The organism is Gluconacetobacter sacchari (assembly GCF_014174255.1).
GTDB lineage: Bacteria > Pseudomonadota > Alphaproteobacteria > Acetobacterales > Acetobacteraceae > Gluconacetobacter > Gluconacetobacter sacchari.
Window position 1 is genome coordinate 31,807 of record NZ_JABEQJ010000006.1, and the last position, 20,807, is coordinate 52,613.

Genomic DNA, 20,807 nt, shown 5'->3' on the forward strand with positions numbered 1-20,807 from the left:
AATAAATTCACATTCCGTAATGCTGCTGATACCACGAGCGGGTTCATGCGTTGTGATTTTATAAAACAACGTTTTCCACTCGTGTGTTTGGAGCCGCCATCATGTCATCTTTTCGCTCGCTCGCCCTGGAGTCCGCGCCTGCCGGCAGACGGAATCGGGTGGTGGAACGTGCCGTGCGGCCCCGGCATGCGCTGCTGGCGGCGTCGATCCTGGCGGCATTGCCGCTTGGGCCGGCGCGAGCGGCGGATGTGGCGGTGGAGGGGACGACGCAGGGTGACGGCAAGGCAAGCCGGGCGCGGGCGGTGAACGGGGCGGTTCGTGCCGCGCTTCCGGCGCAGGCGGCCGGCCCGCAGGATGCCGGCGAGGCGATCATCGTGACCGGAACCCGCGAGACCGGCAAGAAGGCGCGGGATAGCGTGGCGCCGATCGATATCGTCTCGGCCCGGCAGTTGGCCCAGACGGGGCAGCCGACGCTGCGCGAGGCGCTGGGGCAGTTGCTGCCGTCGCTGACCCTGCCGACCGGGGGATTCGATACCGGGGCGCTGACCTCGGCTTTCAGCCTGCGCGGGTTGAGCCCCAACGAGACGCTGGTGCTGGTGGACGGCAAGCGGCGCCATACCACGGCCAACCTGTATGCCGACGGCGGCCCGCAGCAGGGCACCACGCCGGTCGATATCGACATGATTCCGCTGGCGGCGATCGACCATGTGGAGGTTCTGCGTGACGGGGCCTCGGCGCAATATGGATCGGATGCCGTCGCGGGGGTGGTCAATATCATCCTGAAGACGCAGGATCATGGCTTCAATGCCCAGTCGATCACCGGCATCACGGCGGCGGAGGACGGGTTCCAGCAGGGTGTCTACCTGGATGGCGGCGCGAAGCTGGGGGCGCGCGGCTTCGTGCATGTCAGCGGGGATTTCGTGCATGAGGACCACACGTTCCGCAGCGCACCGGACCTGCGGACCGGGACCAAGATCAACAAGCTGCTCGGCCGGCCGGAACAGACGCGCGAGAGCGTGGCGGTGAAGGCCGGGTACGACCTGACCGACGATATCCAGGCCTATGCGGTGGCGACCTATGCCCATCGGCATGGCGAAGCGTTCCAGAATTATCGTCTGCCCAGCTCGCTGGCGACGCATCCGGAATATGCCGCCATCTATCCCAACGGGTATTCGCCGCTGGAGACGATCGACGAGAATGACTGGGAAGTCACCGCCGGGGTGAAGGGCGTCCTGCTGGGGTGGCACTGGGACCTGTCCTCGGTCTACGGGCGGGACTATGACGCGATCGGGCTGAAGGATTCGGCGAATTTCGCGGTGGCGGCGGCGACCGGCCGGACGCCGACTGTGATCGCGGCGCAGGGATTCAACAATTCCCAGTGGAGCAATACGTTCGATGTCAGCCGGGCGTTTCATCTCTCCGGCTGGCCGCACAGCATCAATGTGGCCGGCGGGGCGACCTATCGCTACGAGAGCTATTCGGTGGGCACGGGGTCGCCGGATTCGACCTATGGCAGCGGGTCGGACGCGCTGGCCGGGACCAATGCGGGCAATGCCGGCAACTTCAACCGCGATGTCGTCGGCGGATATCTCGATGTCGCCACGCATCTTGCGAAGAACTGGCAGGTCGATCTGGCCGGACGCTTCGAGCATTATACCGATGTGGGCGATACCGAGACCGGCAAGCTGTCCACCCGCTACGATGCTTTCCGGTGGCTGGCGTTCCGCGCCACCGTCTCGAACGGGTTCCATGCGCCGACGCTGGCGCAGGAACATTACAGCTCGCTGACGCTCTCGCCCACCGCGGCGCGCGGGTTGATTGCCGCCAATTCGCCCGGCGCGCTGGCCAATGGTGCCGCGCAGTTGAAGCCGGAACGCTCCACCAACGTCACGGGCGGGGTGATTATCGAGCCGGTGAAGAACCTGCATGTGACGGTCGATGTCTATCAGATCAACCTGCGCGACCAGATCCTGCCCGGCGGCAACATCATCGGCAACGCGGCGCGTTCTGCCCTGAAGCTGAACGGCTTTACGCTGCCCGAAGGATCGGACCAGTGGACGGCGGCTTCGCTCTCGACCAACTGGTTTGCGAACGTGGCCAGCACGCGCACGCAGGGGCTGGACCTGACGGCGACCTATCCGACGCGGCTGGGCGAGGTGGGGCGGATCGACTGGGATGTGGCGATCAACCTGAACCGGACGCGCCTGAGCCATCAGGCGGATTCGGCGACGGGGCAGCCGCTGCTGTCGGCGCAGAGCATCGCCTACATCACCACGGCCTATCCGCGCAGCAAGATGATCTTCGGCGGGCGCTTCACGCGGGACGCGTGGACGGTGGGGCTGCATGAGATCCGCTATGGCCAGACGACGTCGGAACTGACCTATTATACCGGGGCGGCCAATACGGGCTCGCTGTCCAGCACAGTGTTCCTGCCGTTCCGCAACACGCCGAAATTCGTCACCAACCTGGACATCACCTATCGCGCCAACCGCAACTGGTCGTTTACCCTGGGGGCGAACAATCTGTTCGACGCCCGGCCCAGCCGGGTGCCGGACGGGAACCGCTATCTGGGCGTGCCGCAATATTACATGAGCACGTCGCAGCTCGGGATGAATGGCGGGTATTATTATCTGCGGGCCAATCTGACGTTGTAAGTTCGAAGGCTGGCGCCGCTGACCCGTATGTGACGTGGTGAGCGGCCCGGCTTCGCGTGCGCGCCTTCAAAAGGGGACGATGCCCCAGGCGCCTGCTGACGGCCTGGATTGCGAGGGGCTCGCTTTCTTGCGGTGTCTGATCCTGACGTGATCGTTCGTGCAAATCATCGTTTGAAGAAAAACTGCAGCGTCCCGGGTTTCCCGGAGGCTGGTTGGTTTGAGGCACGCAGCCATATCGATGGTCTCAATGGCTACATAGTCGTTGGTCTCGGCCCCGGCGGGTCGATACCCCCGGCCAGGAGGGTCGCCACCAGATGACCTCGCTCGCGCGCATCAGGATGAAAACGCAACTGTGGTGCTGAGACTATAATATTTTACCAGGGTATAATTGACATGTGTGTTCTGCCCGGGTATTAATAGTGCCTGCCATCAAGCGGGTGCGACATGTCCGATCCTTCCACCAAGTCCTGCATTGCATTTGTCGGACAATGGTGGCTGCCGACAGGTTCACGCGTTGAGAGGACCTTGGCAGTTCGGCGATCATCACCGGGAGCAACGGATCGCTGTGTGGCCTGAAGACATGCGCACCGACGCGCTCTACCCCGATCTGGCTCCTGCCAGGCCGATCAGCGGCGCTGAGGCTTTCGATCGCCATATTGAACATACGGTGCCCCTTTTGCGGGAGACCGGCGGCCCCTGCCTGATTGGTCCCGGCGATGAACGCTGGAACCTGGCGATGCGGGTCAGGCAGGCCGGTGCCGTGTCCTTCCCGTCCTTCGTCAGCCATGCGGCGTATCTGGCGGGGCTCGGCCATCGTATCGCTGTTGTGGTGGATTCCGGACTTCCGCCGCTGTCCGAAATGTCGCGACCCGTCGCAGTCGAAAGAGCGACGCCATGAACATTGTAAAAGCCAATGGCATCGCGCTTGCCTCGGAGAGTTTCGGCCATACCGATGCCGAACCGATCCTGCTGATTTCGGGGCTCGGAACGCAGATGGTCCGCTGGTCCGAATCCTTCTGTAGAGGGCTGGCCGCCAGGGGCTATCGCGTGGTCCGCTTCGACAACCGGGATGCGGGCCGTTCGACGCATTTCCGCACGTCGCCCGCGCCGGATTTCGGTGCGCTCGCCGCTGCCCTGATGGCCGGGCGCAGACCCGACGTGCCTTATACGCTTTACGACATGGCGGCCGATACGATCGGCATTCTTGATGCGCTCGGGATCGGAAGGGCGCATGTCGTCGGGCGCTCGATGGGCGGCATGGTCGCGCAGATCCTCGCGAGCGATCATGCCGACCGTGTCCTTTCCCTGACCTCGATCATGTCGAGTACCGGAAATCCGGCCCTGCCGCAGGCTGCACCCGATGTCATGGCCATGATGATGCGCCCGGCTCCTGACCCCGTTGGCGACCCCGAAGGCTTTCTGGCGGTGCGTCTCGCGTTCGCGCGCAGGATTGCAGGCATGGGTTATCCCTTCGATGAAGAGGCCCATCGCGCCATTCTCCTTGACGAAGTCCGGCGTTGCTACGATCCGGGTGGCACCGCCCGGCAGATCGCCGCCATGGCGGTGGCCGGAGACCGCCGAGCACACCTTGCCGCCATCGCGGCACCGACGCTCGTCATCCATGGAACCGATGATCCGTTGTTTCCCCCCGCCTGCGGTCAGGATACGGCGCTTTCGATACCGAATGCGGTTTACCTGCCGATCGATGGCATGGGACATGATCTGCCGCGCGAATGCGAGGCGTTGATCATCGACGCGATTTGCGGCGTGGCGACAAGGGCGGTCCTGTCCTGAAGAACCGTGCGGTCCATGACCGCGAAAATCATCCCTGCACGGCGTGCGTACCGGGGAAGGAAATGAGAATGGTATCTCTGCAACCGGCACCGACATTGGTCGGCGACATGTCAAAGCCGCGCCGCCTGATACTGCGCCCGCGCCGTCCATCGGACGCGGACGCCCTGTTTTCAACGATGGCCGATCCAGATGCGATGCGGTGGTGGTCTCGCGCACCGTTCAAGCATGTCGAGGAACTGCGGGCGTATTTCGTCAATGACGATCAATCGAACTGGCGCTCATGGGCGATTGTACGGGCAGGTGAAGAGCTGGCCGTTGGCTTCGTGGCGGCAGGACAGAAACGCGAGGGCGTGTCCGAGATCGGCTATCTGCTTGCGCGCGCAGCGCAGGGGCATGGGTATGCGCACGAAGCTGTAACGATACTGATCGACCACTTATTCGCCGAGGGACAACGGCGCATTTTCGCCGATACCGATCCGGACAATCATCCGTCGATCGCGCTGTTGACGGCGCTCGGCTTCACGCTGGAGGGGCGCCTGCGGGCCGAATGGCATACGCATATCGGCGTTCGGGATTCTCTGATTTACGGGTTGCTGGCTGAAGAATGGTCATCCGGGACTGGGGGAGGGCCCGCGTCCTGACTTCGGTCGGAACGGATGACAAGAGCATCCGCGCGTTCGGGGCCCCGTGAGAGGCGCCAGGTCATCAACGCGTCGGCGCCGCGCCCTGGCCGAACGCCGAGTTGGTCCCTCTCGACCGGCTCGCTCGTTTCCCGGTCGACCGTCATCAGCTTGACACCATGGCCCGTTCGCCTGTCGATGAAGTCGAGCGGCGGGCCTTCGAGGCTGGACAAGTTCCATTGGTCGCCGATCTGCACCAATGCCTGCATGAGCAGATTGAGGTCGCGACCTTTTTCGGTCGGCTGATATTCGAACCGCTCGGGCCGTGTCTGATACTGTCGTCGCTCGACCAGTCCGTTTTCCGTGAGCAGTTTCAGCCGATCCGACAGGGTGGCGTTGGTGACGCCGCTCGACTGCCGCAGGTCGTCATAACGGCGAATGCCGAGCAGCAGGTCGCGCATGATGAGCAGAGCCCAGCGATCCCCGATCGCGCCCATCACGGCGGCGATCGAGCAAGCCATTCCCTCGAACCCCTTCGACCGCATCGTCTTCGCTTGCCTCCACGCGTTTGGGACATGTCAGCGATAGCACAGGATCACTCTGATGATGAGACCTTGACTGACTCTAATTACCAGAGTTAGCTTTGGTCGCCATCACGGAGGTGCTGATGGGCCAGACCGGTGAAGTCACCGAAGGGAAGCGCAATCGTCATCGGCGCATCGTCTGGCATCGGCGCGGTCCATGCCGATCGCCTGGAGGCCAGTGCGGGCAGGAGACGCGACATGAGTGGACGAAACGTTGAGATTGTCGCCGCTGATCGTGCGCACGACGTCGGTATTCGTCGTGTCGCAACACTGCGGCACTGAAGTCGCCAGCACGCATCGATGTTCGTCATCCAGGGAGAACGACTATGCCCATGTGGCAAATCTACCACCCCGAAGCGGCCTTTTCCGAATCCGACAAGGAGGAACTGGCTGGGAAGATCACGGCGATCTACGAGAGCTTCCTGCCGCGCTTTTATGTGAACGTCTTCTTTCATTCGATTCCGAAGGACGGTCTGTTCATCGGCGGTGTGGTGGCGAACGACTTCGTCCGCGTCACGATCGATCATATCGCGCGCTCGATCGACGATCCGGGAAGGCAGCAGGCATTCCTTCGAGGATGCGCACGCGTACTGGAACCCTATGTGGCCGGTCGCGGCTATCGCTGGGAGTTGCACGTGGACGACACGCCCTTCGATTTGTGGATGATCAACGGCTTGAAACCGCCTCATCCGGGCACGCCAGCCGAATTGAAATGGCGTTCGGAGAACGGGCCATCAGCGTATTGAGGCGAGAATCCGGCGGAGTTCTCGCATCGGGCGGTCGCTTGGACCGGGCGGCCGCCGCTCTTGTGAGAGGAAACTGACGAGCGAGATCAGGGCCCCGGAAGGCACTGGAAACATACCCCTTGTCGCCGACGACCCCTAACGGCGCGCGTGGCGGGCGGTCGAGCATGGTGGGGGCCAGCGGCGGTTCGTGCGCCTGACCGGGCGCCAGTGTGGCTCTCTCCTGCCGCGGGACGGTCTACTCAAAAGCTCCCTGACGGTTGCGGAAACGGTCGTCCTGTGACAAGAAGTTAAGAAAGACTCGCAACTTTGTCGTCAGCCATAGCGTGAACCGGTAGCTTGACAGGGCAACACGCTCCATGGAGGTCTCCGCCTTGAAGGCGAAACGCACGTCGCTCCAGCTTTACGAGGCTCACCGGGAGCGTTTGCTGAGCTATGCGAATCGTTTGTCGGGAGACCTTACGCTCGCGGAGGATATTGTTCAGGACGCGTGGCTGCTCTTCGCCCGTCAGCCGGTCGAGCAGATCGGCGCGCCATTGCAGTACCTTCGCGCCATCGTCCGTAACCTGTTCATAACCCGCCTTCGCCGCACCATCGGCGAGTGTACCGACGGTGTGGATTTCGACACGGTCACCGAGGGGATGGCGGACAATGCCGCTTCTCCGGAGTACGCGGCCAGCGCACGTGAGACGCTCGCCCGCGTAATCGCGGTGATCGACGCCATGCCGCCGCGTCAGGCCTGTGCATTCAAACTCTATTATTTCGAGGGGCTGAAGCTGCGCGAGATCGCTGCCCGCCTCGATCTGTCCGTCCCGATGGTGCATCGGCTGATCGCCGATGGCATGACGATTTGCGATCGGATTTACGAGGAAGGACTCTGATCCGTCGTGTTTTTCGGGAAATTGGTGAAAAAAGACCTGCTTTCACGCATCTCAGAGAGTAGGGACAAGGGATTGCCGGCCTGTGGGCATGGGCGTCCATGTGTCGTCCTCTGGCTGCGGAGACCGTGCGCGCGATGACCGAACAGCGAACGCCTCAGCAAGCCGCCGCCGACTGGTATCTTTCTCTCCGAGAAGACCCGGACGGTGAGGATCTGAAAGTCAGGTTCGAGCAGTGGCTGATCGAAGACGATGCGCATGCGGAGGCTTGGGCGCGCATGAACGCGACCGCCACCAGGATAAACTCCGCTGCCGCGCTGTATCGATCCGCTCATGTCGCCGAACGCCGTGCCGAACCGACAAACCAGCGTTCCCGGCGGCATCTCCGTCGTTTTTTTCTCCCGGTTGCCGCTGTTGCCGCCATGGGTGCCGTTGTCATACTGAACGGGTCCGATTTACTTCTCCGGCTGCGTGCCGATTACGTCACGCCCGTTGGCGATACCCGTGACCTGCGTCTCGCCGATGGCAGCACGGTGACCCTTGCCCCGCACTCGGCGATTGCCGTCGAGACGAATTCCGAGGGGCGAAGCGTCCGGCTTCTGCGTGGTGAAGCGCTGTTCGACGTCCGTCATGATGCGGCGCGTCCTTTCCGCGTGATGGCGGCCGATGTCGAGGCCACCGATATCGGCACTTTGTTCGACGTGAGTATGGAGGACAATGCCACCATGGTCGCCGTACGTCAGGGGAAGGTCCATGTTCGGGATCCTGGAAAGGCGGATCGCGATCTTCAGGCCGGTGAGTGGATTCGTGTGTCTGATGATGTCGTCACGGGGACCATGCCACCCAACGCGATAGGGGCCTGGCGCGACGGAGCATTGATCGCGAATGATCAGACGATCGCACAGGTGATGGCGTCTCTTCGGCCGTGGAGCAAAGCCAGGATCGTGCTGACCAGCCAGGCTCTGGGAGAGAAGCGGGTGACCGGAACCTATGACCTCCATAAGCCCGAAGCGTCCTTGCGTCTCATCGTCGGGCCGTATGGGGGTACGGTCAAATCCGTAACGTCATGGTTCGATTTTGTGAGCGGGCGCTGATCCGTTCCATCCGGGTGCGCCCTGCATTGTCGTCCCCATGGTCTGCACCTCGTCTGGTGCGGACCATGGGAACTGCCTGGGCCGTCCATCCGTCTTATGAAGAGCGGGCGTCGGGGCAGAAAAGTTTCCATCCTTTCATAAAAATCACTTCTTTTCATATGGTTAATACGCCATGCGCCGTTATTTCCAAAAAAATCGCGCCCTTTAGTTAAAAACGGGATCCGTCAGCGCATCTCTAGAATCAGGAGCTTAAAATGCGACGCACTCGCATTTTCGGCGAGCGACCTGGCTGGATGCGATTGAAGGAAAGAGCTGCGCTAATGGACTTGAACGTCTGCCTTGAACGGGAATTTGGCACAATATTCGCCAAAAAATTCTCCATTGCGCCGATCGCGCTTCTGGTGGCCACGACCACGCTGACGTCGCTGTCAGTCAGCAAGGCAGTCGCCCAAATTACGGTGACTCCATCGAAAGCCGGGTCTTCGCAGGCGGCTGACCCGCTGATCAGCTTCAAAATTCCCGCCGGATCACTCTCCGGCGCGCTGACCGCCTTCAGTGTTCAGGCGCATGCCCCGCTAGGATCGCAGGCTCCGATTCTTGCCGGCAAGACCACCGCCGGACTTCAGGGAAGGTTCACGTCGCCGGATGCGCTCGCACATCTCTTGCTGGGGAGTGGGCTGACCTATCGGATGACGGTCGATCATGCTTATCAGATCGTTCCCGCTTCTTCTCACATCACCCTTGGCCCGGTTCGGGTTCAGGGCAAGGCCGATACTCTTGCGTCGTTCCTTGATTCGGCCAATACGGCGAATGGCACAGGCTATTCGGCCGACCGGGTGACCATCGCGGGCAAGCTTCCGCTTTCGGTTCGCCAAATTCCCAATTCGGTATCGGTCGTCACCCAGCAACGCATCCTCGATCAGAACATGGTAACGGTTGAAGATGCGTTACGCTTCACGACAGGGGTGACGGCGACACCATATGGAGATGGAACCGCCTATTTCATGTCGCGTGGATATACGCTCGATGTACAGTATGACGGGATGCCGGTCGTTTCGGGGATCCAGTACTTACCGCAATTCGATATGATAATGTACGATCGTGCCGAAGTGATGCGCGGCCCTACCGGGCTTTTGCAGGGAACGGGCTCCGGAGCGGGATCGGTCAATTTGGTGCGCAAGCACACCGAGGACGAATTTGCCGTTCGGACGGGCGTCCAGGCGGGTTCGTGGAACAACGTGCGCCCTTACCTCGACGTGAATACACCTCTCAATGCAAGCCATACCCTGCGTGCGCGCATTGTCATGGCGGGGCAGAGCACGAATTCGTTCGTTCATGAAGTATACCGCTCGGAAGGAATGCTCTATGGTGTCGTTGACTATGACTTGGATCCGGAGACACGCCTGACTGTCTCCGGGGCCTATCAATATAACGATAATGGTCCGTTCGATTATGGTCAGTCCCGCTATACGAATGGCAAGTTCCTGAACGTGCCCCGAAGTGCGTTCTTCGGCTCATCCTGGAATGACAGCCCGAGCCATCTTGGTGAGGGTTATATAAATCTTACCCATTCCTTCAGTAGAAATTTGATCTGGTCGACAAGTGTCATAGACCGATATCTGGATTCTTCTGGTCAGTACAGCTACATGGGCGGGGGCGTTAGTCCTGTTCAGAACATGTCCCGTTATTTCGAGCAAAGTAACCTCGGGCGCCAAAACATGATCGGTGCCGACACGAACCTGCATTATCGTGCCTGGCTGGCTGGCCGCGAGATGGATTTCGTTCTCGGGACGAACATGTATCAGGTCTATGCCCGCAACCTCTACGGATCGGGCACGGTCAGAACGCTGAACATTTTCGATGCCGTGCTGCCTCGGACATCGATGCCCTATACAGGCGGTACCGATACGATTACCGAGCAATGGGGTGCCTATGCGCAGGCGAGGCTTCATCCGCTGAAGGATGTGACGCTGGTTCTTGGCGGCCGCGTCAGTTCCTATTGGGACAGCGTCCGAACCATCCTGCCTACTCGGTCAGGCACCAGAGGGCAGCCTGGTGTTGAAGGCAAACTGACGCCCAATGCGGGCATCCTGTACGATCTGACGTCTCAATTGACAGCGTATTTCAGCTATTCGACAATCTTCACACCACAGAGCGAACTGACGGCTTCCGGCTCCGCGCTGCCGCCTGCAACGGGACGTCAGTATGAAGTCGGTCTGAAGGGCGCCTTCCTGTCCGGCGCTCTACAGGCTTCTCTGGCTGCGTTCCAGCTTGATACGAATGACAGAGCCGTCAACGACCCGAACAATATACGGTATTACGTTTCATCCGGCCGGGCACGGAGCCGCGGGGTGGAAGCCGAAATGACGGGACGCCTGCTTCCCGGGTGGAATGTCTATGCCGGGTACACGTGGCTGGAGACGCAGTATCTATCCGATCCTGTTTATGGAAACCTCAGCCTACAGCCCGAAGAGCCAAAGCATAATTTCAAATTCTGGTCGACCTATCAGATACAGGACGGATTTCTGAAAGACCTGTCATTTGGTGCGGGGCTTCTGGTGTCCTCGCGAACTTCTCGTGATTACGTCGTCTGGCAGGGCGGCTATGCGCTGCTTGATCTACAGGCTGGCTACAAAATCAATCCGCACCTTTCTACGACTTTGACAGTGAATAACGTCACAGACAAGGTGTACTGGGCTCGTCTTCCAACAAACTATTATGGAATTTACGGTACGCCGCGCAGTGTCATGGCCGCGATACGCGCGAATTTCTGAGAGCCGGGTATGCACGGATTTTCATGGCAGACATGGACTTCAGTGCATCGTTGGTCTTGTGCCCTCCTGGGGTTTCTATAACAGTGATGGCGGACTCTGCCTCGCCGACCGGCATTTCTTCAGGTATGGTGCGTGGAACATTGCCCGGGATACCGGAGCCGACCTGCTGTGGCGCGTCAGAAAAAACCCGCGCCTGGAACGCGATCGTCGGTTGCCTGACGGTTCTTATCTGAGCCGCATCTATCCGTCCGAGCGTCCGGGCCGAAATCGCGCGCTCGACGGAAGGGACCGGGGCAGCGCTCCAAGGCGCTGCCCCACTTTGATCAGACGGTCGAAGAGCCCTTTTCCTTCAAGGCGCGCAGCACGTCCGCCGGACGGATCGGCAGGTGGCGCAGGCGGACGCCCACGGCGTTGAAGATCGCGTTGCCGATGGCCGGGGCGATCGGCGTGGTGCCGGGCTCGCCCAGGCCAGTCGGTTTTTCGGTGCTGGCGATGAACTCGATGTCCATCTCCGGCACGTCGGCGATGCGCAGCGGGGTGTAGGTGTCGAGATTGCGGTCGCGCGGCAGGCCGCCCACGATCTCGGAGCCCTCGAACAGGGCCATGCTGAGGCCCCACAGGGCCGCGCCCTCGGTCTGGGCGCGGGCGCCGTCGGGGTCGACGATGGTGCCGGCATCGACCACCAGCGTCAGTTTCCGGCAGCGGACGATGCCGGTGGCGCGGTCGACATGGACCTGGGCAGCGCAGGCGACCCAGGTCGGCATGCCGCGTTCCTGGCCGAAGGTGCTGGCGATGCCCAGCGCGGTATCCTTGGGCAGGGCGCGGCCCCAGCCCGCCTTTTCGGCCACGCGGCGGATGACCGCCGCCTGGCGCAGGGCGCCCCCGGTGGAATTGGGGGCCTCGCCCTTGTTGCGACCGGCGCCGGTCAGATGGTCGAGGCGGAACTGGACGGGATCGCGCCCCTGGAGATGGGCGATTTCGTCCCACGAGGATTCCAGGCCCCAGCTTGTCCAGCCGGGGCTGACCGAGCGCAGCCAGCCGGGACGGAAGGTGCGGTTGGCCAGGTCGTTGGACAGCGCGCGCACCCGCAGCGGCCCGACCTCGTACCAATGGTCGCCGCCGGCGATGGCGAACTGGTCGTAGGGCTTGCCGTCCACGCCCTTTTCCATGAAGGCCGCCGCCATCACCTCGGTCGGCCAGCCGGCCGCCGCATGGTATTCCATGGCGGTGATGGCCTTGTTGGCGTCGAAGGCGACGCGGATGCGCTGGATCGACGGCGAGCGGAAGGAGTCGAACTGCATGTCGTCCGAGCGCGTCAGGACCAGCTTGACGGGTTTGCCCAGCGCCTTGGCGGCCAGGGCGGCCGGGACCATGTAGTCGCCGTTCAGCCGGCGGCCGAAGCCGCCGCCCAGCAGGTAGCTGCGCAGGACGATACTCTTTTCCGGCCTTTGCAGCGCCTTGGCCAATGAGGGCAGGATCAGCGACTGCCACTGGTTGCCGGCGTGGATCTCGAAGATGCCGTCCTTCTCGAACGCCAGGGCGTTGGTCGGCTCGAGCTGGTAGTGCAGCACCGAGGCGCAGGTATAGTCCTGCGAGAAGGTCGAGGCGGCGGCGGCGAACGTGCTGTCCACGCCCTTGTCGTCGAACACCATCACGCCGCCATCCTTGCGGTCGATCTGGGCGCGGCCGTGGTCGATGACGTCCTTTTCCGAGACGTTGACCGTCTCGCCCGGTGTCCAGTCCACCTTCAGCAGGTCGGCAGCGCGGATCGCGGCGGTGTAGGTGTCGGCGATGGCCAGCACCCAGCCCTGCACGATCTGCGACGGGTCCTCGATCACCAGATAGCGCTGGTAGCCCTTGACCGCGCGGGCCGCGGCGTCATCGACCGAGCGGACGCGCGAGCCATAGCGGGTGGGGGGCATCCTGGGCCGGGCATAGACCATGCCCTCGACCCGGGCGTCGATGCCGTAGATGGCGGTGCCGTTGGTCTTGGCCGGGATGTCCAGCGCCTTGAGGTCGTGATTGCCGATCAGGTGACGGTCGGCGGCGGGCTTCAGCGGCAGTCTGGCCAGTTCGTCGGGCGTGAAGCTGCGCGCGGGGTGGGCACGGGCCACGATGTCGCCGTAGCCGATGCTTTTCGTGCCGGCGATCACCATGCCGTCGCGGGTGGTGCATTGCGACGCGGGGACGCCGAGCAGGGCGGCGCCGGCATCGGTCAGGGCGACGCGCGCGGCGGCGCCGGCCTGGCGGAAGACGTCCCATGTCATCCATACCGACCAGCTTCCGCCGGTGACCATCAGGCCCCATTTCGGGTCGGTGTCCACATAGTTGATCTTTACGTGGGCCCAGTCGGCGTTCATCTCGTCGGCGATGATGCGGGCCAGGGCGGTGCCGATATGCTGGCCCATCTCGGCGCGGATGATGTTGACGGTGATGGTGCCGTCCGGCGCGATGGCGCACCAGATCGTGGGTTCGAACGCGCCGTCGCCGGGCAGGCCGGCGGCGGGGAATTGCTGGGCCGCGCGGGCGGCGGGGAAGCCGAACATGACCCCCGCGCCCACGGCCGCCATCAGGAAGCCGCGCCGGGACAGGCCGCTCGCGGCGTCGTTGCCGGCCCGCTGGCCGAGGCCGATCCGGCCGAGCTTACCCATTGGACGTCTCTCCCCCGGCGGCGGTCGCCGCGGCCTTCCTGATGGCGTCGCGGATGCGGATATAGGTCATGCAGCGGCACAGCGAGCCGCCCATCACGGCGTCGATGTCCTGGTCGGTCGGCTGCGGGTAATCCTTCAGCAGGCTGGCGACCTGCATGATCTGGCCGGACTGGCAGTAGCCGCATTGCGGCACTTGCAGATCGCGCCAGGCCTCCTGCACCGGGTGGTTGCCGGCCGGGTCCAGCCCCTCGATGGTCGTGATGTCCGCGCCCTGCACCGCCGAGACCGGCGTGATGCAGGAGCGGGTGGCGCGGCCGCCCACATGCACGGTACAGGCGCCGCACATGCCGATGCCGCAGCCGAACTTGGTGCCGGTCAGGCCGATTTCGTCACGGATCACCCACAGCAGGGGGGTATCTTCCGGGACATCGACCGAGACGTCGTGGCCATTGAGCCGAAAACTGGTCATGTCGGGACTCCGTCTCTCAATGGGACGCGGCGACCGGTGGGGCCGGAAGCGTCGCGCGGACGGCGGCGGCTTTCTTCTCCAGGTCGGTCCAGGGCGGCAGGGTGGTGCGGGTGCGGCGCAGATAGGCGGCGAGACGCGCGAGGTCGGCGTCGGTCAGCGCATGGTAGAAGCTGGGCATGGTGATGCCCGGCTGCCCTTCCTCGGTGCCGATGCCGCGCAGGATGACCTGGTAGAGGTTGGTCGGCTCGTCCAGCCACAGCGCGTTGTTGAGCGCCAGTTCGGGGCGGCCGAGGACCGGTTGCGCGCCGGTATTGGCGTGGCAGGCCGAGCAGGCGCCCTGATAGAGGCGGGCATCCGGGTCGGAGGTCAGCGGGGTGGTGAGGTCGCGCGTCGAGCTGGCCATGGCCGCCGCCAGGTGCCCGGCGTCGCCGGGCCGGCGGGCATCGGCATGGTCGATGTCGGCCAGGTAGTGGGCGATGGCCCGCACGTCGGATTCCGGCATCTCGCTCAGGCCGCCATGGATGACGGGGGACATCGGCCCGGCGGCGCTGCCGTGCAGCGGGGCGACGCCGTAGCGCAGATACTGGAAGAACTCGTTCTCGGTCCAGGTGACGGGAGTGGGGTTGGTGGCGTTGAGCGGCGGGGCGATCCAGTTGTCGACCGGAGCGCCGTCATAGGGGGCGCCCGCCCGCTCCGCGCCCATCGCGTTGCGCGGGGTGTGGCAGGCGCTGCAATGGCTGAGACCCTCGGCCAGGTAGGCGCCGCGATTCCACTGGGCGTCATGCGCCGGGTCGGGCGTGTAGGCGCCCGGATGCAGGAACAGCAGCTTCCAGCCGGCCTGGAGGAGGCGCAGGTCGAACGGGAACGGCAGCGTGTTCTCGCGCTTGACCGAATGGACCGGCTTTTGCGTCATCAGATACGCGTAGACGTCGGCGATGTCGCCGTCGGTCATGTGCGTGAAATGATCGAAGGGGAAGGCGGGGAACAGGTTGGCGCCGTCGCGCGAGACGCCGTAGCGCATGGCGCGGGTGAAGGCGGCCAACGACCAGGTGCCGATGCCGGTCGCGGCGTCGGGCGTGATGTTGCTGGAATAGATGGTGCCGAACGGCGTGGCCATGGCGTAGTCGCCGGCCAGGGGCACGCCCGGATGGCCGTCGCGCCTGGTATGGCATTCGGCGCAATAGCCGCCGGCGGCGAGGATGCGCCCGCGCGCGACGCTGTCGGGCGCGAAGCGGGTGATGGCGGGCGGCGCTATCGGGGCGATCGCGGGGTGGATCGCATAGGCCAGGAAGCCCGCGCCGGCGAGGGCGCCGAGGCCGGCCGCGGCGGCGACGATGCGTATGATGGCGGTGCGGCCGATCATGAGTGCCTGGTGGACGGAAGCCGCATGTCGTCACCCCTCTGTCATGCGCGTGGGCAGGATGCCGTGCTCGGGACCGTGCGGGTGGAAAAACGGATGTCCACCCCCTGTCCGCCTTCGCCGCGCGGCACCCTCTTATGGGCGCCGCGCGGTTGCCCGCAACCCGTCCGGGAACGTTGTGACAAAAGTTTAATCAATAAGTCGTGAATTTTAGTAATCACAAATTATTGATAATTTTGCCACTGATGGATGATCGATGCCCCAGTCGATGTTCAGTGCGCCTCCGGAAGGGCATAGGCCACCACATAGTCGCCCAGTTTGGTGCCGAACGATCCGTGGCCGCCATCCGCCGTGACGATGAACTGCCGTCCGCCCACCGCATAGCTCATCGGGGTGGACTGGCCGCCGGCGGGCAGTCGGTCCTGCCAGAGCTGGCGGCCGGTGGTGACGTCATAGGCGCGGATATAATAATCGGCGGTCGAGGTGAGGAACGCGACGCCGCCCGCCGTGGTCAGCGGACCGCCCAGGCTGGGCACGCCCAGCTTGAAGGGCAGGGGGACCGGGGCGCTGTCGCGGATCGTGCCGTTGCGGTGCATCCAGACGATCTTGTTCGTCACCAGGTCGATGCCCGCCATGTAGCCCCAGGCGGGCTGCTTGCAGGGCAGGCCCAGCGGTGACAGGAACGGGTTGAGCGTCACGCCGTAGGGCGCGCCGAACTGCGGCTGGACGCCGGTTTCGGACCCCGAGGGCTTGGAATTGTCGGGCGAGGCCGGGTTGCCGGGGCCACGGGGGATCAGGCGCGAGACGAAGGGGATGGCGATCGGGTTGGCGATCGCGACCTGGCGTTGCGGGTCGACCGCGAGGCCGCCCCATTCGAACATGCCCAGATTGCCCGGAAAGACCAGCGTGCCCTGCAAGGACGGCGGGGTGAACGGCCCCTCGTAGCGCAACTGGTGGAACATGATGCGGCACATGAGCTGGTCGAACATCGTGCCGCCCCACATGTCGGCCCCGGTCAGGTTGTTCTTGGGACGGAAGGTCAGCTCGGAGAATGGCTGGGTGGGGGAGAGATGGTCGCCCGGGGCCGGGCCCTGCGGCACCTTCGTCTCCGGCGCCGGGACGACGAGCGCGCCGGTGCGGCGGTCGAGCACGAAGATGTTGCCGGTCTTGGCCGGGGCGTAGAGCGTGGGCACGATCTCGCCCGTCGCGGTGCGGATGTCGACCAGGCTGGGCTGGGCGGGGATGTCCATGTCCCACAGGTCATGATGGACGGTCTGGTAGGACCAGGCCAGCTTGCCGGTATCGGCGTTCAGCGCCACGATCGCGCTGGCATAGCGCTCGGCGTCCGGGGTGCGGTTGCCGCCCCAGATGTCGGGGGTCTGCACGCCCATGGGGATGTAGATCAGGTTCAGTTTCGGGTCGTAGGACGACACGATCCAGGAATTGGGCGAGTTGGGGACGAAATGATGCGTCGCGGACGGCATTTCGTTGGGGTCGGGGTTGCTGGGGTCGAACGCCCAGATCAACTGGCCGGTATAGACGTCGAAGCCGCGCGTGACGCCCGAGGGCTCGTGCGTCGAGTAATTGTCCATCACCGCGCCCGAGACGATCACGGCCTTGTCGGTCACGACCGGGGGGGACGTGGCCTCGTAGAAGCCCGGCGTCGTCACGCTCATATGCTCCTGCAGGTCGATCACGCCGTTATCGCCGAAATGCGAGCAGCGGTCGCCGGTCTCGGCATCCAGCGCGTAGAGATGGCCGTCGTTGGTGGGCAGGAAGATGCGGCGCGGGCAGTCGATGGGCGCCTGCGCGCCGTCGATCGTCTCGGCGCCCGGCTGGGTCTCGTGGTACGACACGCCGCGGCAGGTCATGTGCTGGAAGGTGGGGTTGTACTTGATCTGCGGATCGAACTTCCATTTCTGCCTGCCGGTCGCGGCGTCGAGCGCGAACAGGATCTGGTGCGGCGAGCAGAGATAGACCGTGTCGCGGATCTTGATCGGCGTGACTTCGTCGGTGATCTCGACCGGGTCGTCCGGCCGCTTCATGTCGCCGGTGCGGAACACCCAGGCCACCTTCAGGTCATGCACGTTGGCGGGCGTGATCTGCTTCAGCGGGCTGAACCGGTCGCCGAACTGGGTGCGGCCGTAGGCCTGCCAGTCGTCATCGGGCATCTCGGCCGCGTCGCCCGGTGTCGGCGCGTTGCTGGCCATCGGGGGCAGGGTGCCGGCCTTGTCCTGCGGGTCGTGCATCAGGGCGGCGGCGACCACGGCGATCGCGGCGACCACGGAGGCGCGCAGCGGCAGGGTGCCCACCGGGCCGGCCGGGCCGAGATGGCGCGTGACCGGCGGCAGCAGCAGCCAGATGCCGAGCGGCACCAGCACGTCGCCGCGCGGGGCCAGGGCCCAGAAATCGAAGCCGACTTCACTGACCGCCCAGAACATCGTGCCGATCAGCAGCGCGGCGAAGACCCACAGGGCCTCGCGCCGTCCTCGAAACAGCAATCCCGCCGTGACCAGCATCGCCAGCCCGGCGATGACGTAGTACGGCGACCCGCCGAGGCTGGCCAGCCAGACGCCCCCCGCCAGCAGATAGAGGCCGATCAGGATGAAGATCCCGGAGGTGAGGGTGAGCACGGGAGGCCTCCCGTTTCGATTTTTCATGAATCATCCGATGACTGTTGAAAGACGGGCCGTGGGGCGGCGGGAGTCGGGGCGGTGGGGGCACGTTGTCCATGCGGCCCGTACCAACGTTTGCATGTGATGGGAAACGTTATCAATTTTTTGTGTCGCCGGGCGCCCCGGGCTCCCCGGGGGTGACCAGTTGGCGCAGGCAGGCGCGCGTGCCGCCGGCGCGCAGCGCGGCGCGGGTCTGCGCGAACAACGCCACGAAGGCCGGATGGTCGCCCAGGCCCCAGCCGGCGAAGACCGACATCTCCAGCGCCCTTGCCGGGTCCTCGTCCGCCGCCAGGGCCATGTCGCCGGGGGCGAGATGGGGTTCGTGGATGTCGTATGCCGCGCCGGTATCGTCGTGGCCGCGCAGATATTCGGCGAAACAGGCCAGCAGGAAGGCGATGCGTGCGGCGTCGGTGCCGCGCGCCAGCGTGCCCTCGGCCGTGGCGCGGACGAAGACCGGCAGTTTCGAGGCGCTGTCGGAGGCGATGCGCGGAAGCTGGTCGCTGATCGCCACGTTGCTGAAGCGGCGGAGAAGCTGCGCCGCGTATTCGTGCAGTTCCATCCCCGGCGGGGCCTGGAGCAGCGGTTCGGCATCGCGGGCGAGATAATGTTCCAGCAGCGCCACGACGTCGGGATTGTGCATGATGTCGCTGACGACGCGGTAGCCCATCAGCATCCCGGGCAGGGCGAGCATGGAATGCGAGGCGTTGAGCATCCGCAGCTTGACCTGTTCGTAGGGCGTGACGTCGCCGGTGAACAGCACGCCGGCATCCTGCAATGGCGGCCGGCCGGCGCAGAATTTATCCTCGATCACCCACTGGATGAAATCCTCGCAGAAGACGGGCACGCGGTCGTCGACCCCGCTGCCGGCATTCAGGCGCGTGATGTCCAGCGGGCCCACCGCCGGGGTGATGCGGTCGACCATCGTGTTGGGGAAGGTGACGTGGGCGGCCATCCAGTCGGCCAGGTCCGGGTCGCGGGCGCGGGCCCACGCCAGGAAGGCGGTGCGGGCGACATGGCCGTTATGGGGCAGGTTGTCGCACGACAGGATCGTGAACGGGCCGGTGCCGGCGGCGCGGCGCAGGCGCAGGGCCTCGGTCGCCAGGCCGAAGACGGTGTGGGGGACCGGGCGGGCGAGGTCTTCGGCGATCGTGGGGTGGTCGAGCTGGAACTGGCCGGATTCGTCGATGTAATAGCCGCCCTCGGTGACGGTGAGGCTGACGATGCGGATCGCCGGGTCGGCCAGGCGGCGGATGGCGGCGGCGCGGTCGTCGGGCGCGTGCAGATAGTCCACGATGGCGCCGATGACGCGCACGGTGTCGGGCGCGTCGGCCGGGCATTCGGTGAGGGTGTAGAGCCCGTGCTGGGCCTGCATGGCCTCGGCCTTGGCGCGTTCGTGCGTGTCGTCCATCACGCCGATGCCCAGGATGCCCCATTGGGCGTTGCCGGGTCGCGCCAGCACGCGGTCGAGATAGACCGCCTGATGCGCGCGATGGAAATTGCCGACGCTGAGATGGGCGATGCCGGGACGTACCGCCGGCCGGTCGTAGGACGGGACCAGCACGGCCGGGGGCACCGGGCCGAAGGGGGGAAGAATGGTCATGGGGGATCCCTGGTTGCGTGTCGGGCTTGCGGCTTCGAGGGGAAACCCGTCATCGCGGGTCGAAAGGGGGAACGCAAGGCTTGATTGCGGAGTTCGCATTGTCTATAGGCTGCGGCCTGTTCGCGCGTCCGGGCCTGAAATGGGCATGCCCGGCCGTGACTGCTGCCTGACCGCCCGCGGTCGCAGCCCGCAGAATTGAAGGAGATGAAAATGCCCAAGATGAAGACCAAGTCGTCGGTCAAGAAGCGGTTCAAGATCACCGCGACCGGCAAGGTGCTGGCCGGGCCGGGCAACAAGCGCCACGGCCTGATCAACCGCTCGCAGAAGATGAAGCGCACCAACCGCGGCTCGCAGACCCTGACCGAAATGGACGGGAAGACTGTGAAGCAGTGGGCGCCCTACGGGCTGGCATAAGGAGCACCTGACACATGGCACGTGTAAAGCGGGGCGTCACGACGCACGCCCGTCACAAGAAGGTCCTGGAGCAGTCCAAGGGCTTCCGCGGCCGGTCTTCGACCAACTATCGCATTGCCCTGGAGCGTCTGGAAAAGTCGCTTCAGTATGCCTACCGCGACCGCCGGAACAAGAAGCGCGATTTCCGCGCCCTGTGGATCCAGCGCATCAATGCCGCGGTGCGCGAGCATGGCCTGACCTACAGCAAGTTCATCTTCGCGCTGGACAAGGCCGGGATCGAGATCGACCGCAAGGTGCTGGCCGCCATCGCGTATGACGATGCCGCCTCCTTCGCCGAGATCGTGAAGAAGGCGCAGGCCGCCCTAGCGGCCTGATCGCTCCTTTACGGTGGTGATCTGGAAAGGGCTGCCCCCGTCAAGGGGCGGCCCTTTCTGCTTTTGGGGGTTTATTCCCGCCGTCGGAGCCTGTATCCGCGCAGGTCTCGGGGGCGTTGTCCC

General features: G+C 64.3%; 16 protein-coding genes. 10 read left to right on the forward strand and 6 right to left on the reverse strand.

What is annotated here, in order from left to right; all coding sequences use genetic code 11:
• Positions 1–101: 101 nt before the first annotated feature.
• The 4 genes from HLH48_RS06255 (at position 102) to HLH48_RS06270 (ending at position 5,089) form a co-directional block, all read left to right on the forward strand.
• On the forward strand, positions 102–2,654 hold the full coding sequence (locus HLH48_RS06255) for a TonB-dependent receptor plug domain-containing protein (RefSeq protein ID WP_246387008.1): 2,553 nt from the start codon (positions 102–104) through the stop codon (positions 2,652–2,654).
• A gap of 580 nt (positions 2,655–3,234) precedes the next feature.
• Positions 3,235–3,552, forward strand: coding sequence for a hypothetical protein (locus HLH48_RS06260; RefSeq protein ID WP_182996644.1), 318 nt, complete (start codon positions 3,235–3,237; stop codon positions 3,550–3,552).
• Positions 3,549–4,448 (forward strand): alpha/beta fold hydrolase, encoded by a 900-nt coding sequence (locus HLH48_RS06265; RefSeq protein WP_182996645.1) that lies wholly within the window; start codon positions 3,549–3,551, stop codon positions 4,446–4,448. Before HLH48_RS06260 ends, HLH48_RS06265 begins: the two co-directional genes overlap by 4 nt.
• A gap of 107 nt (positions 4,449–4,555) precedes the next feature.
• Entirely contained in the window at positions 4,556–5,089 is a 534-nt protein-coding gene (locus HLH48_RS06270; protein WP_182996646.1) for a GNAT family N-acetyltransferase, read from the forward strand.
• Here the strand turns inward: HLH48_RS06270 and HLH48_RS06275 are convergent.
• Positions 5,032–5,613: a winged helix-turn-helix transcriptional regulator gene (locus HLH48_RS06275; protein WP_182996647.1), complete on the reverse strand. Its 582-nt coding sequence runs from the start codon at positions 5,611–5,613 to the stop codon at positions 5,032–5,034. The two genes, HLH48_RS06270 and HLH48_RS06275, sit on opposite strands and share 58 nt — an antisense overlap.
• Before the next feature lie 365 nt (positions 5,614–5,978).
• Between HLH48_RS06275 and HLH48_RS06280 the strand changes: the two genes are divergently transcribed.
• The 4 genes from HLH48_RS06280 (at position 5,979) to HLH48_RS06295 (ending at position 11,141) form a co-directional block, all read left to right on the forward strand.
• Complete coding sequence (locus tag HLH48_RS06280) at positions 5,979–6,398, forward strand: tautomerase family protein (RefSeq protein WP_182996648.1); 420 nt, start codon at positions 5,979–5,981, stop codon at positions 6,396–6,398.
• Positions 6,399–6,754: 356 nt separating this feature from the next.
• Positions 6,755–7,276: an RNA polymerase sigma factor gene (locus tag HLH48_RS06285; protein ID WP_182996649.1), complete on the forward strand. Its 522-nt coding sequence runs from the start codon at positions 6,755–6,757 to the stop codon at positions 7,274–7,276.
• Positions 7,277–7,410: 134 nt separating this feature from the next.
• Positions 7,411–8,367 carry a FecR family protein gene (locus tag HLH48_RS06290; protein ID WP_182996650.1) on the forward strand — a complete coding sequence of 319 codons (957 nt, stop codon included), beginning with the start codon at positions 7,411–7,413 and terminating at the stop codon, positions 8,365–8,367.
• 320 nt (positions 8,368–8,687) lie between these two features.
• A complete protein-coding gene (locus HLH48_RS06295) occupies positions 8,688–11,141 on the forward strand; it encodes a TonB-dependent siderophore receptor (protein ID WP_182996651.1) in 2,454 nt (817 codons plus the stop codon).
• Between the two features lie 323 nt (positions 11,142–11,464).
• Here HLH48_RS06295 and HLH48_RS06300 read toward each other — a convergent pair whose 3' ends face one another.
• From HLH48_RS06300 to HLH48_RS06320, 5 genes are all read right to left on the reverse strand, one after another.
• Positions 11,465–13,792 (reverse strand): xanthine dehydrogenase family protein molybdopterin-binding subunit, encoded by a 2,328-nt coding sequence (locus HLH48_RS06300; protein ID WP_182996652.1) that lies wholly within the window; start codon positions 13,790–13,792, stop codon positions 11,465–11,467.
• Positions 13,785–14,261 carry a (2Fe-2S)-binding protein gene (locus HLH48_RS06305; RefSeq protein WP_182996653.1) on the reverse strand — a complete coding sequence of 159 codons (477 nt, stop codon included), beginning with the start codon at positions 14,259–14,261 and terminating at the stop codon, positions 13,785–13,787. The genes HLH48_RS06300 and HLH48_RS06305 overlap by 8 nt, the downstream gene beginning before the upstream one ends.
• A 16-nt stretch (positions 14,262–14,277) precedes the next feature.
• A complete protein-coding gene (locus HLH48_RS06310; RefSeq protein WP_182996654.1) occupies positions 14,278–15,624 on the reverse strand; it encodes a c-type cytochrome in 1,347 nt (448 codons plus the stop codon).
• Positions 15,625–15,893: 269 nt separating this feature from the next.
• Positions 15,894–18,281 carry a glucose/quinate/shikimate family membrane-bound PQQ-dependent dehydrogenase gene (locus tag HLH48_RS06315; protein ID WP_182996655.1) on the reverse strand — a complete coding sequence of 796 codons (2,388 nt, stop codon included), beginning with the start codon at positions 18,279–18,281 and terminating at the stop codon, positions 15,894–15,896.
• Between the two features lie 112 nt (positions 18,282–18,393).
• On the reverse strand, positions 18,394–19,896 hold the full coding sequence (locus HLH48_RS06320; protein ID WP_182996656.1) for a mannitol dehydrogenase family protein: 1,503 nt from the start codon (positions 19,894–19,896) through the stop codon (positions 18,394–18,396).
• 210 nt (positions 19,897–20,106) lie between these two features.
• Between HLH48_RS06320 and rpmI the strand changes: the two genes are divergently transcribed.
• On the forward strand, positions 20,107–20,310 hold the full coding sequence (rpmI, locus tag HLH48_RS06325) for a 50S ribosomal protein L35 (RefSeq protein WP_114729229.1): 204 nt from the start codon (positions 20,107–20,109) through the stop codon (positions 20,308–20,310).
• A 14-nt stretch (positions 20,311–20,324) separates the two neighbouring features.
• Positions 20,325–20,684: a 50S ribosomal protein L20 gene (rplT, locus tag HLH48_RS06330; protein ID WP_114729155.1), complete on the forward strand. Its 360-nt coding sequence runs from the start codon at positions 20,325–20,327 to the stop codon at positions 20,682–20,684.
• The last annotated feature ends 123 nt before the right edge of the window (positions 20,685–20,807 follow it).